This is a genomic window from Janthinobacterium sp. Bl 1 (assembly GCF_058215535.1).
Genome location: NZ_CM177086.1, coordinates 2,101,265 through 2,116,332 on the forward strand (window position 1 = coordinate 2,101,265; position 15,068 = coordinate 2,116,332).

The window sequence follows — 15,068 nt, forward strand, 5'->3', positions numbered from 1 at the left end:
GCCGCCTCCGCCCGCAGTACAGGCGGCCAAGCATCGGCGCAAGGACAAGAGGCCCCCAGGCTGCTCACTGATGCCGTAGCGTCCATATGCCTCAATCATCGCTGGTGATACTATCCCCATGGCAAAGGTCTCCCACGCGCAATCTTCTTACACCCGTGAACCAATGAAAAACACCACTATCGAATATCGTCATAACTTTCCCCTTGATCCGCTGGACGTTGTTCGCGTGTTCGATCAATCCGGCATCAAGCGGCCCACCAGCAACCTCCCTCGAATCGCGCGCATGTTTGCCGCGCCTTGCCTGGTGCTGTCGGCATGGGTGGATGGCGAGCTTGTGGGGCTGGCCCGTTCGCTGACCGACCATGCGTATTGCTGCTACCTCTCGGACCTGGCCGTAGACAAGCAGTACCAGGGCCTCGGTATCGGCAAAGAACTTGTCAAACGCACCCAGGCCATCATCGGCGAGGAAGTGTCCTTGATATTGCTGTCCGCCCCCGATGCCATGTCCTACTATCCGACACTTGGTTTTGAGCCTGCCGGCAATGCTTTCGTCATTCGGCGCAAACATTGAGTGAGCGCTTCAAGCCATTCCTGCGCCCTGATGAAACCCGTCTACACCCTCGCCGAAGCCCTGGCACAAGACCCGGCCCGTATCGCCAAGACCCGATCTCTCACTCTCGACAGTTCCAGGCCCCGCATGGGCCTGAAAGGCAGCCAAGGCCTGTTCGCTTCGGACGAGTGGTGGGAAAGCATCAAAGCCGGGCGCATCCAGACGCAAACGGTGACGGGCAGGATCGAGCGCATGTATTTCGCGGGCCAGGATAGCCGGCGTGGCGATCAAGTCAACAGTTTTACCTTGCGCCTGGCGGATGGCTCGACATTCGACGAGAGCATCTACACGCACCGCAAGCAGGACACCAAGCTGTTCGTGCCTGGCGCCATGGTGACGATGGTGTATGCGCTGGACGAACTCAAGGAGCAGCCGGCCGCCGACGGTAGTGTCAATGTGGCGCGTATCGTGCTGGAAGGGTATTGTGTCTTTCAGCCACACGAGCCATCTGCATAGAATTGACCTCGGACAAATTCCTCACTGGAATTCGTTTGACCGCCTCACGCGCCAGGTCTAGAGTCAACAAGGAGACTTCAACCGACTGCGTCCCCCCCATGGCCAAGCCCTTTCCCCTGAACCCCAAGAACCCCGAACGCATCTGCTGGGGCTGCGACAAGTATTGCCCGCCGGACGCCATGCGTTGTGGCAATGGTTCCGAGCGCACGCAGCACCCGATCGAGCTGTTTGGGGAAGGCTGGAATGACTGGGGGCTGGCGGCGGCCGACAGGGCCGACAAGGAGCCGGAGAATAAGCCTTGATGGCAATCCCCGCCACGCATTGACCCGCTACAATTCCTCATTGCGTCCGAGCTGAGGAATCACCATGCAAGAAACCCTGTCCCGCTGGCTGGAAAGCAATGCCGGCGATTGCCCATTCGTCGAGCACCCGGCCGTGCACACCATCGATGAAGCACTGATTCATGTGCCAGCCATGCCCGGCTTGATGGTGAAGAATCTGTTCGTGCGCGACGAGAAGGGGCGGCGGCATTTTCTCGTCATCGTGCCTTTCGACAAGCGCATCGGCCTGGCGGCGCTGGGACGTTTGCTGCCGTCGAGCAAACTGAGCATGGCTTCGCCCGAACGCCTGCTGCAGCACCTGGGCATCACGCCTGGGGCCGTCAGTCTGTTTGCGCTGATCCACGACAGCGCGCAGGCGGTGGAACTGCTGCTGGACCAGGCTGTGTGGGACGCTGATTCAGTGCAAGCTCATCCGCTGCGCAACACGGCCACGGTGGCGCTGTCGCATGCCGCCTTCGTCGATTTCCTTGCGCATACAGGCCACGTGCCCCGCATTCTGAACGTACCGGCAGCTATTTAAATAGGGTCTTTCAATGCCCGGTCACGGGCGCGCCGCCGCTGCGCCGTCCCGGCCGGAAACCGTGTTCGCGGGCCGACCAGGCGACAAGGAAGGCCAGCACCAGCAAGCTCACCATCGCCCACGGGAAAGCGCCCGCGCCCCAGGTTTCCAGCAGGGCGCCACCCACCACGCCCGCGGCCGCAATCGCCCCATTCCACGCCACCACATTCATCGACAAGGCCACGTCGGCGCCGCTGCCGGCCGTGTCCGCCAGCGCCGTTTGTAAAAGCGTTGCCGCGCCGCCAAAGCTCAGTCCCCATATGGCCATGCCCACGTAGATCAGGGTGGGGATGTACGACGCGAGGCCCAGCACGAGGGCCGTCACGGCGAACACGACCAGGCTGGCCAGCACGGTGGCGCGCAGGTGGCGCTCGACCAGCTTGCCCGTGATCCAGATGCCGGCCATGGCGGCGGCGCCGAAGACGAGCAGCACCAGGTCGATTCGCCGCGTCAATCCGGCCGGCGCGACGAACGGGGCGATGTAGGTGTAGAGAATGTTGTGGGCCAGCATCCAGGCGATGACGACGGCCAGCACGGGGCGCACGCCCGGCGTCGTGAAGACGCGGCGCAGGGGCAGGCGTTCATGGACGGACTGGCCCGGGTAGTCGGGCACCTTCGCCAGCACCCAGGCGATCAGGATCAATGTCAGTGCAGAAATGATCCAGAACGCGGCGCGCCAGCCGACGAGCGAGCCGAGCAAAGTGCCCAGCGGCACGCCCAGGGACAGGGCGACGGGGGCGCCCACCATGGCCAGCGCCAGGGCACGGCCTTGCTGATGCGGCGCCACCATGCGACGCGCGTAGCCGGCGAGCAAGCTCCACGCCAGCCCGGCCGCCATGCCGGCAAAGAAGCGGGCCGCCAGAGTCAGCCAGTAGTGCGACGACAAGGCCGTGACGGTATTGAACACGAGAAAGCCGATGATGGTCAGCAGCAGCACGTTGCGGCGGCGCCAGCCGCGCGTGGCGATGGTGAGCGGAATGGCCGCCAGCAGGGAGCCGAGCGCGTAGGCCGTGACCATTTGCCCGGCCAGCGCGGCGCTGATGTCGAGCCCCGCGCTGATCTGCGGCAGCAAGCCGGCGGGCAAGGTTTCAGTAACGATGCAGATAAAACCCGTCATGGCCAGGGCCAGCAGGCCGGCAACGGGGAGGCGGTCGGCCAGCACTGGGCTGGTTCCGGTAGTGATAGTGGCGTGATTCACGGCAAACATCCTTGTAAAGTAATCGGGCGCAGAAATCCCACGACCGTTATAGCGGTATATATGTATCGATCAGTATAAATATAGGCGATGGCGCGCCGCGTTGTCAACGACTTCTGTATCGAGTAGTATGTAAGTAGCGTATAAGCAGATGAGAAGGAGCGATGGATGGCGCAAATGGGACGGCCGCGCACGTTCGACCGGCAGGCAGCGGTGGAACAGGCCATGTTTTTATTCTGGCAACAGGGGTATGAATCGACGTCCTTGAGCCAGCTCAAGGCGAGCCTGGGCGGCGGCATTTCCGCGCCCAGCTTTTATGCGGCGTTCGGTTCGAAGGAAGCGCTGTTCCGCGAGGCGGCGCAATGCTATCTGGACACGTTTGCCCGCGTGACGGAATGCCTGTGGGACGATAGCCTGGCGCCGCGCGCGGCCATTGAGCAGGCCTTGCGCCAGTCGGCCAGCATGCAGTCCGAGCCGGGCCACCCGCCCGGCTGCATGGTGGCGCTCGGCTGCATGAGCGCGCCGACGGCCGAGCATGCGGCCGTGGCTGCACCGCTGACGGCTTCGCGCGCCCGCACGCGCGCCGGCTTCGTGCACTGCGTCAAGCGGGGCATGGCCAGCGGCGAATTGCCAGCAGATATGGATGCAGTGGCGCTGGCGTCCGTCTTCGACAGCTTTTTATCGGGCGTGGCGATCCAGGCCCGCGATGGCGTTGGCTACGCCGTGTTTGACTCTGCCATTACGCAGGTGATGCGCGTGTGGGATGTCAGCCGCTTGACCGCCTAGGCTGTAAAGCGAAACTCCAGCACATCGTCGCCATACTTGTCCGTTTCGCCCGTCGCCGTCCAGCCCAGGTAGCGGTAAAAGCCGAAGGAGCGCGAGGCGGGATCGCTGGAGCAGCCGAGGAACAGCCGCTGATGGCCTTGGGCCCGCAGTTCCGCCATTACCAGTTCCAGCAAGGTCTTGCCGATGCCTAAGCCTTCGAATGCGGGCGAGCTGTTTGGCGAAGGCTGGAATGACTGGGGGGCTGGCGGCGGCTGACAAGGAAAATGGCGCGGACAAGAGGACGCCATGAGCCGATGGTGGCCAGGCGGCAAACTGCTTGTCGGCGGCTGAAACCGTCCACTCTTCGCTTTCCTCCGCGAAGCACGATAATCGGCGCATCGCCTGTGCGCCACGCTCATTACCTATTGAACACGCCAAGACCGGGCTAAGTGCCTGGGTGAACCATCGGCATCCCCCTTCTGAAACTAAAAAGGGCTGAAGCCTGTGCAAGACAGGACTCAGCCCTTGGCTATCGGCGCACCATCACGCCGGCAGCAGGCGATTACATGAAGTGGTAGTTGGCGCTGATACGGAAGTAGCGGCCTTGACCATTGTGCAACTGTGGATTGAAGCCTTCCACTGCGTAACGTGGATCGTATGGCGCCTTGATATCAAACAGGTTCTTGATATTGAACGACAAGGTTAGATCCTTGAAGCCCGTGTAGGAATACGCCATATTGGTCGTCGTCCAGCTCTTCACGTCGCAGCTGCTGATGTAGTTGCTGTACTTCGGCAAGCCACCGAGTCCATATGCCGACTTCGGTTGACCCACGCCGTACTGGCAATATGGTTTCTCGTAGACCACGTCGTTGTCGCTACGGCGCAGCAACGATACGGGACCGACGAAATCTACCGACGTCGTCAGCGAGTGGTCGCCACGCGTCCAGTTGACGGACAGGTTGCCGCGGTTCTTCGGATTGTCGCCGACCGAAGTCGCATAGTCGGACAGGCCGCCGTTCGCACCGGAGGTGTCGGTTGCCACTTCGCCCGGACGCTCGGCGCGCTTGAAGCTCATCAGATAGCTCCAGTTCAGGTTGGCGGTCAGACGGCCCAGATCGCCCAGCGATTTGCGGTACGCCACTTCGAAATCGATGCCCTGCACTTCGGTGCTGCCCTGGTTCACATACGAACGGTTGACCTGGGAAATCGGACCAGAGTTAGGCACCACGTTGCCATTGCCATCGGTCACCAGGTTGACCGGATTGTTGTCGCGTATGACGCTGCCAGGGTAGCGGTCTTGACGATCAACCATGTACTGCGCACTGAACAAGGCGGTTTCATCCACTTTCTTGATGCGGTAGTAATCGACCAGCACGTCGATTTCCTTGGTCGGCGCCAGAATCAGGCCCAGGGAGTAGCTCTTCGATGTTTCAGGACGCAGATCAGGCGTGGCTGCGGACAGGCTGGAAATGCCTTTCTTGCAATCGCTGATATCGGCGCCGGAGGCAGGGTGAACGCCGTCCGGGCAGCGCAGCGGGTCGACCACGTTGCTGAACGACTGCACGCCGCCAGGCGAAACCTGGGTCAGCGCAGGGGCGCGGAAGCCTTCGGCATAGGTGCTGCGCACGGCCACGCGGTCGCTGATGGTCCACTTGGCGCCGACTTTCGGCACGAAGTTGGCCTTCAGGTTAGGATATTTGTCGTAACGGCCGGCAAAGTCCATTTCAAAGTATTTCGCAAACGGCGTGCGTACTTCGATGAAGGTCGAGCTGACATTGCGGCGGCCGTCGGCCGACGAGTTGGCCAGGCCGATGATGTCGCCGCGCTGGGTCGCCATGTCTGGCGTCAGGCCGATTTTTTCTTGACGGAATTCTGCGCCAAAGGCCACGCCAACCTGGCCGCCGGCCAGCTGGCCAAATGCGGTACTGGCCTTGGCGTCGACTTGCGTTACCTGGGCATAGCCGCGGTTTTCCAGGTCGCGCGTGACGCTAGGATCGGCATTGACCTGCGCCAGGGTCCAGTTTTGCGTCATGACTTTTTCCAGGGTCGGGCGATACAGCATGCCGTTCCAGTTTTCGACGCGCTCGGCACGGTTCCACAGTACGGCCGTTTCCCAGTCCCATGCACCAGCCGTGCCGCGCACGCCGGCGAGCAAGCGATAGGTTTCGTTCAGATTGACAGCGCCGCCAGGGGCGCTGACGCGGTAGCCGACCGCGGCGCGCTGCGTCGAAAACGGATTGTCAGGATGACCTACCGGCAAGATCATCTGGAACTGCTGCGGTGCGCCGTTGAGTTGATACACGGTGGTCGAAGCCGTACTGCGGAAGGCCGTTGGCACGCGCAGATAGGTGCGCTCGGAACGGCTGTAGCCGGCTTCGGCAAAGGCGGTCATGTCCTGGTTGATCTCGAATGTGGCGCGCGACAGGATGTTGGCGTCCTTGCCGGCGCTTTGCACTTCGGCGTAATCGTCGATGTTGAAGTTGCAGAAGGTGCGGCCTACCAGCGGGTCGCTTGCCAGCATGTTGTGCGCCGCCATGTTGCCGGTAATTTGCTGCGACGTAGGGCAGTCCAGGCGATTGACGATTTGCGCGCGCTGGGCGTAAGTGGTGGCGAATTTCTTCGTGCCTGGCACTGTCTCAGCGTAGAAGAAAGGCGACGTGGTTAGACTGCTGGAGAACGGGTTCAGGCGGCCGTTGATGTCGGCATACATGCCTCTCTCGACGTCCTTTTCGTTCTTGATGATGGTGCTGTCGCGCTTGGCTACGTCAAAGCTGACGAAGGCATTGAAGCGGTCCTTGCCAAAGCCGAAGATGCCGCTGGCGCTCTTGCGGGCAAATTCGCCGTCGTCGTTGGCGCTGATGCTGGCGCTCATTTCGGCGCCCGTGTACTTGGTTTTGGTAATGAAATTGACTACGCCGGCGATGGCGTCGGAACCATACACGGCCGAGGCGCCATCCTTGAATACTTCGACGCGTTCGATGGCCGACACGGGAATGCTGTTCAAGTCATAGACGGCCGATTTGCCCTGGTTCGGGTCGGCATAGGCGGATGCGGTGATGCGGCGGCCATTGAGCAAAATCAGCGTGGAAGACGAACCGAGGCCACGCATGGAGGCGGTTGCCGCACCGCGGGCGAAGCCGCCGTCGGTCACGTCCACCGACGAGCCCGAGCCGAAAGCAGGGATCGAGTGCAACAGTTCGGCCACAGTATTGGCGCCGGTGGCGGCAATCTGCTTGGCATTCAAGGTCTGGATAGGCGAGGAGCCTTCTTTTTCCGTGCGCTTGATGTTCGAACCGGTTACCAGGACTTTTTGCAAGGCCGGCTCTGCCGGTGCTTCCTGTGCAAATGCCATATGGGATGAGGATAATGTCAATGCGACAGCGACGACGCTGCGCTTCAAAACAAACTTCTTAGTCAATTCACTTCTCCGTACAGGTCATTCTCAGGACCCGTTTTTATGCGAAAAACTGTTGAAACAAGCGCATCGCGATAAGCGCGCGCCTGCCAACCCGATCTAGTTGACCGTTCAAGTGCAGTCATTTTTGTAAAATGTGATATTCATTTTACCTAGCAGACACATAAAAACATTTCTATGCAGGCAATGTCAATTTTATCTAGTACTGTTGCTCTTATTTACAACAGTAAAGATTTTCTTAACAAATAGATGCTACTGAAATTTCCGTTTTTTCAGCAGGTGATGAACGGAAGGACGCGCGCGCAGCGTGAGGCGGTGGGCATGAGAGAACATGCCGCTTCGGGCGGGCCACCTGTGATTCAAGGCTGTTGCCTTGCTGTCAATTCACGTGTGGCGGGAAATTGTCAACAGGAGTTTTTTTGATAACAGTGGAATAGCTGTCGCCAATATGCCGATATCGTCATGATGTAGAGCGCAAGTGGCTGTGGGAAAAGTGACGGGCTGCGCATGACAGAGGCGATGACGGTCCTCCCCTCCCTTGTTGTCAGTTGAGCATGAACTCCAGCACATCGTCGCCATATTTGTCCGTCTCGCCCGTCGCCGTCCAGCCCAGGTAGCGGTAAAAGCCGTAGGAGCGCGAGGCGGGATCGCTGGAGCAGCCGAGGAACAGCCGCTGATGGCCTTGGGCCCGCAGTTCCGCCATTACCAGTTCCAGCAAGGTCTTGCCGATGCCTAAGCCTTCGAATTCCGGCAGCAGGGCCAGGACGATGATTTCGCCCGTGTCGCGCTCGCCAAAGCAGTAGCCGACCAGTTGGCCGTCGTGATGGCAGACCTGGCCAGGCAGGCTGCCCGAACGCATCATTTCCGCCCAGGAATCGGCCGTGATACCGACTTCCGCCAGACGTTCTTTTGGGATGGCATTTTGCCGCGTCTTGCCGCGCAATTCGATGAAGGCCGGCGTGTCTTCCTCTTTGGCGGCATGAAAAGTAATCGATGCTGGATGTGTCGTCATATGTGTTGTTCGATGGTGTCGGATTGGGGGTAAATATCACTCCCAGGATTTGCGCATGATGTGCGCATGGCGCTGCCAGTCAACTACATTTCTCTTTTCGATGGCTTGCTGGCCAGGATTACCGCTATCGATGATTTCATCCTTGACGATGATCAAGTCGTTTTTTTCATTCAAGCGATATTCACGGTAGCGTTCGCAATCCTGTTCGCGCCGGGCGGTGGCGATTAATTTGTCAGCCCGCCACTTATAGCTGTCTTCATAAAAACATTGTGCCGCGCAGCCGCAATTGGGGATGCCGCCTTTGATTGCTCGATCGGCCATGCTGATATCCAAATTCGGAATGGCTGATAGTGGTTTGTTGAAACGGTATTGCTTCGCCGGCGAATCCCACAGCCACACATCGGAACAGCGGATGCGCCCCTGGCTATCCGTGTAGCCGGTGACCCACAGGTCGGCCTGGCCGTCGAAATTCATGTCCAGCAGCAGCGCGTGCAAATTGCCCGTGCCACTGCTGCTGCAACTGCCATTGATCCACTGCTTGCCGATTTTCAGCTGGTAGGTCTGTTTTTCATCGTGATTCGCATAGCGGATATCCGTGGCTTGCCGTACTTTGCCTGTCGCGGCTTTGTCCAGGTGCAAGGTGCCGCAATAAGCCGAGGTGGAAATCAGGGATAAAAGCAGAGCAATCAGTTTCATGGCGATATTCTTGGGCAGGCAATTGGGCGCAATGGCTAGATTGCATCATGCGGAGAATGATCATAACGCATGATTTGGGCAACGCGCCACACCATTCCCTATCGTGCATTCTGCGCGGAACAGTGCTGTGTACAATGCCAAAAAATCCCCGAATAAGGAATTCTGATGACATCCTCTCCCGAATCTTTGAATGAAGCGGGCATCCTCGCTTATAACGACGATAACCACGCCGAGGCGTTCAGGCAATTCGACGCGGCCGCGCGCACTGGCGACCCGGCCGGCCAGCATTTACTGGCCAGCTTGTATTACCAGGGGCATGGCGTGACGCAAGACTTGCCGAAAGCGGTGGAATTGTTCACGGCCGCCGCGCAAGCGGGTTTCCCGCCGTCGCTGGCCAACCTCGCCCTGATGTATGCGAGCGGTGATGGCGTCGCGCAAGACATGGCGCAATCGCTGGCTTACGGACGCCAGGCGGCCGAGGCGGGCGATGGCCAGTCGCAATTCAACCTGGCGCAGGCGTACCGCAAGGGCGATGGCGTACCGCAAGACTATGCCGAGGCGGCGTTCTGGTACAAGCAGGCGGCCGAAGCCGGTTCCCTGTCGGCGCAGAATGAATACGGCTTGCTGTACGCGCAAGGGCAGGGCGTGGAACTTGATTATGTGCAAGCGTACGCGTGGATCGCCATGCCGGCCGAGGCGGGCAGTACGCAATCGATCAAGAACCGCGACCAGTTGCTGGAAATCCTTACGCCCTCACAGCAGCAAGCGGCGCGCGCACTGGCGGCCGAATATGCGGCCCAATATGGCGTCAATCCCCACTAGATTTCTTTGCCGGCAGCTTGCTCAGCACACCGGCCGCATCGAGTTCATAGCTGTCGAAATCGCGTGCGAGGAATAGTTCGCCCGAGTAATGCAGCCGGGCCTCCGCTTCCAGCTCGGCCATGCCTTCCGCATGGTGATAGCGGGCGCTGAAGTGGGTGAGGATCAGGTTTGGCAAGCGCACCGCTTCGGCGAACTGCGCCACGCGCTGCACGGAACTGTGCGTGGGGCCGGGACCCACTTTCTGCAGCATCGCTTCCGTGTAGGTGGCTTCATGCACGAGCAGTTGCGCGCCGGCGCAGGCGTCCGTCAGCAACGACGGCGTGTCGTTGTCGCCGCCGATCACCACCGTGGCGCGCTGCGTTTCCGTCTGGCGGAAAGCGCCGGCCGCTAGTACCGTACCATCGTCGAGTGTCGCATCCTGGCCCGCCTGCAAGAGTCCCCAGGCGGGACCGGGCGGTACGCCGGCCGCCAGCAGGGCCGGCTTGTCCAGCTTCCACCTGCTTGTTTCCAGCGCAAAACGGTAGCCAACGCTTGGCGCCCGGTGCGACAGCGCGTGGCGCTCGATGGTCAAGCCCGCTGCTTCATGCACGACTTGCGCGCTGTCCACGTCGATATGGATCAGCGGGTACGTCAAAAACAGTTCCGTGTGCAGCAAGGTGGCATCGATCCAGGCCTTGATGGCGGCCGGGGCGATCAGCAGCAGGGGCCTCTTGCGTCCCGTCATCGAGGCGCTGGCCAGCAGGCCCGGCAGACCGTAGCTGTGGTCGCCATGCACGTGGGTGATGCAGATGCCGACCAGGTCGTGCACGGACAGGGGGATGCGCTGCAGCCGGTGCTGCGTCGCTTCGCCGCAATCGATCATCCACCAGTCGCGGTTGTGCGTGGTTTGCAGGGCCAGCGACGTGACGTTGCGGTAGCGCGTGGGCACGCCGGAAGAGGTGCCGAGAAAAGTCAGTTTGAACATGCCCGCATTATGCGGCAGCCGTGCGGGCTTGCCAATGTTCAGCCCACCGGTGGCACCTCGTCTGCCGTGTAATCGACAAAACCGTCGCGGCGGCAAAAGCTGGCCAGTTGCATGCCGGCCTGGCGCGCGATGCGGATGGCCAGCGAGGTGGGCGCCGAGATGGTGGCGACGAGCCCGATATGCATGCGCGCCGACTTGCGCACCAGTTCATAGCTGGCGCGGCTCGACAGGAAGACGAAGCCGTCGTGCATGGCGATGCGGTGCAGGGCCAGGTAGCCGATCAGTTTATCCAGGCCGTTATGCCGGCCCACATCCTCGAACACTTTCACGATGGCGCCCTCGGCCGTGCACCAGGCGGCGGCATGCACGCCGCCCGTCTTGTGCATCAGCTCCTGGTAGGGCAGCAGTTCGCGCGCGGCGCGGCCGAGGATGGCGCTGCTGGCGACCAGCGGCGGTAGGGGACGCGTGATCTTTTCCGGCACCAGGTCCAGCAGGGCCAGGCTTTCGATGCCGCACACGCCGCAACCGGTGCGCCCGGACATCGCGCGGCGGCGGCCCTTGAGCCGCATCAAATCCGGCTGGGCAATGGTCAGCCGCACTTCCGCGCTGTCCTCGCCGCAGCACACGTCGAGGTCGTAGATGTCGCGTACGCTGCCGACGATGCCCTCCGTCAAGGTAAAGCCGACGGCGAATTCCTCGAGGTCGCGCGGCGTAGCCATCATCACCGCGTGGGCGATGCCGTTGTAGACGAGGGCTACGGGATACTCCTCGGCCACCATGTCGTGGCCCGCCGTGGCCACACCGGCCTGGTGGCGCACCATGGGAACTTCCAGGAAACCGTCGCGTTCGGTGGTAGTGGTATCAAAGTCCATGCTGTTCTCCCGTTAATTGATTTGATAGCGCGGGCAGGGCTGGATCGATGGCGGCAGCGGGTCGCCGTTCAATTCCAGCAGCGAGCGTTCTGTTTCCCGCGTCATGGCGTTCAGGGCCAGGCAGTTGGGCGCCAGGCCGAACGGTTCGGCGATCTGTTGCGCGATGGCTTCCAGCGCAAACAGGGTGTAGGCAACAAAGACGGAAATGAGGGGCGTGGCCACGCCGATGGCGTCCACCAGGCCCAGCGGCAGTAAAAAACAGTACATGTAGACGGTGCGGTGCACCAGCACGCCATACGGATATGGAATCGGCGTGTTCTTGATGCGCTCGCAGCCGGCCACGGTGGCGGCCAGGTCGTTGAGCTGCGTGTCGAGCATCCACAGCAGCTGCGTCTGGCCCGGCTGGCGCCGCACGGCGTCGTACAGCATGGCCCGTACCGCATGCAGCACGGCGACGGGTTTGAAGTGGATACCTTGCAAGCGCTGCACTTCCTCGGCCGGCAGGTAGCGCGCCAGGTCTTGCTGCGGATCTGTCTGGCGCAGCTGGTGCTTGAGCGCGTAGACGAAGGCGGTCAGGCGGCGCAGCAGCAACTCGCGGTCCAGGCCGCTCGTTTCCTGCGGCAGATACGTGATCGCCTGCGAAGCCAGGGCCCGTGCGGCGATCAGCAATTGCCCCCAGATATGCCGCGCCTCGACAAAGCGCGCATAGCTGGCGTTGTTGCGAAAGCCGAGAAAGATCGCCAGGCTGATGCCGACCATGGGAAATGGCGCCGTATCGAGCGGAATCTTGACGCCGAAGATACGGCCATCCGTCAGCAAGGCCAGCGAACTGACGACCAGCATCAGCAGCAATTGCGGGATGATGGCTTGCAGCACCGAGCCATCCCATACGAACAGCATGCGAAACCAGTTGGTGGTGGGGCGGATAATCATGATGGAAGACGCATGCCGTGATGCCGGTTAATGTTTCCGGGGCACGACTTTGCCCTCGAAGACGTAGTATTGGAACAGGTTGTAGCCGATCATGATCGGCAGCATGGCACCCATGCCGATGAGCATGAAGATCAGGGTCGGCTCATCCGAGGCGGCCGCCGCGATGCTCAGCTTGCCCGGTACGAGGTCGGGGAAAAAGCTGATGGCCAGGCCCGCGAACGAGGCCAGGAACAGCACGATGGCGCCGCGGAACGGGCCGCGCACGCCGTTCACGTGCACGGCCCACAGGATGTAAATAAAAGCGCTGGCGGCGATGGCGGCCAGGGCCAGCAGCACGCCGAACACGCCCGGCTGCGCCCAGCGGTCGTGGCCGATGGCGCTGAAGACCATGGTGCCGGCCGACAGCACGATGGCGGCTGCGACAGTCGCCAGCACGCTGGCCGTCGCGTAGCGGCGCGCCGCCGCTTCCAGCTGGCCGCCCGTCTTCTTGATCAGGTACGTGCTGCCCAGCAGGCAATAGCCGGCCACCACGCCCAGCGCCGTGCACGCCGTGAAGATGCCGCTCAGCCAGCCCGGCTGCAAACCCGTGATGATTTCGCCCAGCACCACGCCTTGCGCCACGGCGGCCAGCAGGCTGCCCACGCCAAAGACCAGGTCCCACAGGCGCTTGTTGCCGGCCGCATGGCGGAACTCGATCGAGGCACCGCGCATGATCAGGCTGGCGATCAGCAGCATGATGGGGATGTACAGCTGTTCCAGCAAAGTGGCGTAAGCGCTGGGAAAGGCGCCGAACAGGGCGCCGCCCACCACCACCAGCCAGGTTTCGTTGGCGTCCCACACGTGCTCGATGGACTGGAAGATCAGGTTGCGTTCCTGTTCGCGGCGGGTGAACAGGCTGAGGATGCCCACGCCCAGGTCGAAACCGTCCGTGACGACGTAAAAGATCAGCATCAGGCCGATCAGGCCGAACCAGGCATTGCCCAGCATGGCATGCGAATTCATCTCCATTACAAACTCCTTGATTGGTAGCGGCGCATTTCAGTAGCCCACGGCATGAGTAGCGTCCGGCAGCGGCAGTGCCACGTCCGGGCCTTGTTGCAGCCATTTCTTGGCAAACACAAAGAAAGTGACGAACAGCACGATGTAAAACACGAAGAACATCAGCATGCTGCCGGCCACGGCATGGGCCGCCACGTCGGAGACGGCGTCGCGCGTGCGCAGCAGGCCGTACACGACCCATGGCTGGCGTCCCACTTCGCGCACGATCCAGCCGCACTCGACGGCGATGTAGGGCAGCGGTATCGTCAGCACCCAGGCCAGCAGCAGCTTGCGGTTGCGCACGAACTCTTCCACCCGTCCGCCCACCTTGCGCCAGACCACGAAGGTCCAGAACGACAGCAGCACGAACCACATGCCGATGCCGGCCATGGCGCGAAACGCGTAGTACAGCAGCGGCAGCATGGGCGGCTGGTCTTCGCGGGCGATGTCGGCCAGGCCCGTGATCTTGCCCGTGGCGCTATGCGTGGCGATCACGCTGAGCATGCCGGGCACTTCGATCGACCAGTCATTCTTTTGTTCAAGCTGGTTGGGCCAGGCCAGCAAGGACCAGGCCGCGCCTTCACCATCGCGGTTCGTGTGCCAGTGGCCTTCGATGGCCGCACCCTTGGCGGGCTGGGTCTTGAAGACATCGACGCCGCTCGAATCGCCGAGCCAGACCTGCAACGGTGCGATGATGAGCAGCAGCATCAGCGCCAGCTTGAACGAGCGGGCGAAGAAGGCCGGTTCGCGGCGCTTGAACATACACCAGGCGGAAATGCCGGCGATGACGAACAAGCCCGTTTCCACGGCGGCCACCCACATGTGGCCCACGGCCCAGGCCATGTCGGGATTGAAGATGGCGGCCACGTAATCGGTGACGACGATCTTGCCGTCGACCACGCGCACGCCGGCCGGCGTCTGCATCCAGGAATTGGCGACCATGATCCAGAACGAGGAAATGCTGGAACCCAGCGCCACCATGCCGGTGGCGAACAAGTGCACGCCCTTCGGTACGCGGCCCCAGCCGAACATCATGACGCCGATGAAGCCCGCTTCCAGCATGAAGGCCATGGCGCCCTCGAAGCCGAGGATGTTGCCGATGAACTGGCCCGAGTGGTGCGAGAACGGCGCCCAGTTGGTGCCGAACTGGAACTCGAGGGGAATCCCGCTGACGACGCCGACGGCAAAGTTCAGCACCAGCAGCTTGCTCCAGAAGCGTGCGTGGCGGTAGTAGACGGGGTCGCTGGTGCGCAGCCACAGCGCCTCGACAACGAACAGGAACAGCGACAGGCTGATCGTCAATATGGGCCACAGGATGTGGAAGATGGCCGTCATCGCAAATTGCGCGCGCGACAGGTCCAGAGTATCGAAACCGAACATGGCGTTCTCC

Annotated in this window: 16 protein-coding genes; 6 read left to right on the forward strand and 10 right to left on the reverse strand. The window is 61.5% G+C overall.

What is annotated here, in order from left to right:
- Nucleotides 1-118: 118 nt before the first annotated feature.
- The 4 genes from AC4BCN_RS09510 to AC4BCN_RS09525 all read left to right on the forward strand — a co-directional run bounded on the left by AC4BCN_RS09510 (nucleotide 119) and on the right by AC4BCN_RS09525 (nucleotide 1,927).
- The gene (locus AC4BCN_RS09510; protein ID WP_254798629.1) at nucleotides 119-571 is read left to right on the forward strand and encodes a GNAT family N-acetyltransferase; all 453 of its coding nucleotides are present in this window, start codon (nucleotides 119-121) and stop codon (nucleotides 569-571) included.
- Nucleotides 572-1,066, forward strand: coding sequence for a hypothetical protein (locus tag AC4BCN_RS09515; protein WP_338681388.1), 495 nt, complete (start codon nucleotides 572-574; stop codon nucleotides 1,064-1,066).
- Nucleotides 1,067-1,164: 98 nt separating this feature from the next.
- Entirely contained in the window at nucleotides 1,165-1,368 is a 204-nt protein-coding gene (locus tag AC4BCN_RS09520; protein WP_338681389.1) for a DUF3079 domain-containing protein, read from the forward strand.
- Between the two features lie 64 nt (nucleotides 1,369-1,432).
- Entirely contained in the window at nucleotides 1,433-1,927 is a 495-nt protein-coding gene (locus tag AC4BCN_RS09525) for a prolyl-tRNA synthetase associated domain-containing protein (protein ID WP_338681390.1), read from the forward strand.
- A 10-nt stretch (nucleotides 1,928-1,937) separates the two neighbouring features.
- Here the strand turns inward: AC4BCN_RS09525 and AC4BCN_RS09530 are convergent, their stop codons facing one another.
- Nucleotides 1,938-3,173: an MFS transporter gene (locus AC4BCN_RS09530; RefSeq protein ID WP_425324032.1), complete on the reverse strand. Its 1,236-nt coding sequence runs from the start codon at nucleotides 3,171-3,173 to the stop codon at nucleotides 1,938-1,940.
- A gap of 156 nt (nucleotides 3,174-3,329) precedes the next feature.
- On the opposite strand from AC4BCN_RS09530, the gene AC4BCN_RS09535 reads away from it, so the two are divergent.
- A complete protein-coding gene (locus tag AC4BCN_RS09535; RefSeq protein WP_338681391.1) occupies nucleotides 3,330-3,947 on the forward strand; it encodes a TetR/AcrR family transcriptional regulator in 618 nt (205 codons plus the stop codon).
- On the opposite strand, the gene AC4BCN_RS09540 is transcribed toward AC4BCN_RS09535, so the two are convergent.
- The 4 genes from AC4BCN_RS09540 to AC4BCN_RS09555 form a co-directional block, all read right to left on the reverse strand.
- On the reverse strand, nucleotides 3,944-4,345 hold the full coding sequence (locus AC4BCN_RS09540; protein WP_338681392.1) for a GNAT family N-acetyltransferase: 402 nt from the start codon (nucleotides 4,343-4,345) through the stop codon (nucleotides 3,944-3,946). The genes AC4BCN_RS09535 and AC4BCN_RS09540 overlap by 4 nt on opposite strands.
- A 143-nt stretch (nucleotides 4,346-4,488) precedes the next feature.
- Nucleotides 4,489-7,278, reverse strand: a complete 2,790-nt coding sequence (locus AC4BCN_RS09545; RefSeq protein WP_338681393.1) for a TonB-dependent receptor plug domain-containing protein — start codon at nucleotides 7,276-7,278, stop codon at nucleotides 4,489-4,491.
- Between the two features lie 607 nt (nucleotides 7,279-7,885).
- A complete protein-coding gene (locus AC4BCN_RS09550; RefSeq protein WP_338681394.1) occupies nucleotides 7,886-8,353 on the reverse strand; it encodes a GNAT family N-acetyltransferase in 468 nt (155 codons plus the stop codon).
- Between the two features lie 36 nt (nucleotides 8,354-8,389).
- Nucleotides 8,390-9,049, reverse strand: a complete 660-nt coding sequence (locus AC4BCN_RS09555; protein ID WP_070304132.1) for an XAC2610-related protein — start codon at nucleotides 9,047-9,049, stop codon at nucleotides 8,390-8,392.
- A 165-nt stretch (nucleotides 9,050-9,214) separates the two neighbouring features.
- Between AC4BCN_RS09555 and AC4BCN_RS09560 the strand changes: the two genes are divergently transcribed.
- The gene (locus tag AC4BCN_RS09560) at nucleotides 9,215-9,871 is read left to right on the forward strand and encodes a tetratricopeptide repeat protein (RefSeq protein WP_070304131.1); all 657 of its coding nucleotides are present in this window, start codon (nucleotides 9,215-9,217) and stop codon (nucleotides 9,869-9,871) included.
- Here AC4BCN_RS09560 and AC4BCN_RS09565 read toward each other — a convergent pair.
- Genes AC4BCN_RS09565 through AC4BCN_RS09585 form a run of 5 tightly spaced genes read right to left on the reverse strand, consistent with a single transcriptional unit; the run spans nucleotide 9,858 to nucleotide 15,058 of the window.
- On the reverse strand, nucleotides 9,858-10,835 hold the full coding sequence (locus AC4BCN_RS09565) for a ribonuclease Z (protein ID WP_034759052.1): 978 nt from the start codon (nucleotides 10,833-10,835) through the stop codon (nucleotides 9,858-9,860). The two genes, AC4BCN_RS09560 and AC4BCN_RS09565, sit on opposite strands and share 14 nt — an antisense overlap.
- Before the next feature lie 38 nt (nucleotides 10,836-10,873).
- Complete coding sequence (gene fdhD, locus AC4BCN_RS09570; protein ID WP_034759049.1) at nucleotides 10,874-11,707, reverse strand: formate dehydrogenase accessory sulfurtransferase FdhD; 834 nt, start codon at nucleotides 11,705-11,707, stop codon at nucleotides 10,874-10,876.
- Nucleotides 11,708-11,719: 12 nt separating this feature from the next.
- Nucleotides 11,720-12,640 carry a bestrophin family protein gene (locus AC4BCN_RS09575; protein WP_034759046.1) on the reverse strand — a complete coding sequence of 307 codons (921 nt, stop codon included), beginning with the start codon at nucleotides 12,638-12,640 and terminating at the stop codon, nucleotides 11,720-11,722.
- A 27-nt stretch (nucleotides 12,641-12,667) separates the two neighbouring features.
- Nucleotides 12,668-13,648: a cytochrome d ubiquinol oxidase subunit II gene (locus AC4BCN_RS09580; protein ID WP_034759042.1), complete on the reverse strand. Its 981-nt coding sequence runs from the start codon at nucleotides 13,646-13,648 to the stop codon at nucleotides 12,668-12,670.
- Nucleotides 13,649-13,678: 30 nt separating this feature from the next.
- Nucleotides 13,679-15,058: a cytochrome ubiquinol oxidase subunit I gene (locus tag AC4BCN_RS09585; RefSeq protein WP_338681398.1), complete on the reverse strand. Its 1,380-nt coding sequence runs from the start codon at nucleotides 15,056-15,058 to the stop codon at nucleotides 13,679-13,681.
- Nucleotides 15,059-15,068: the final 10 nt, after the last annotated feature.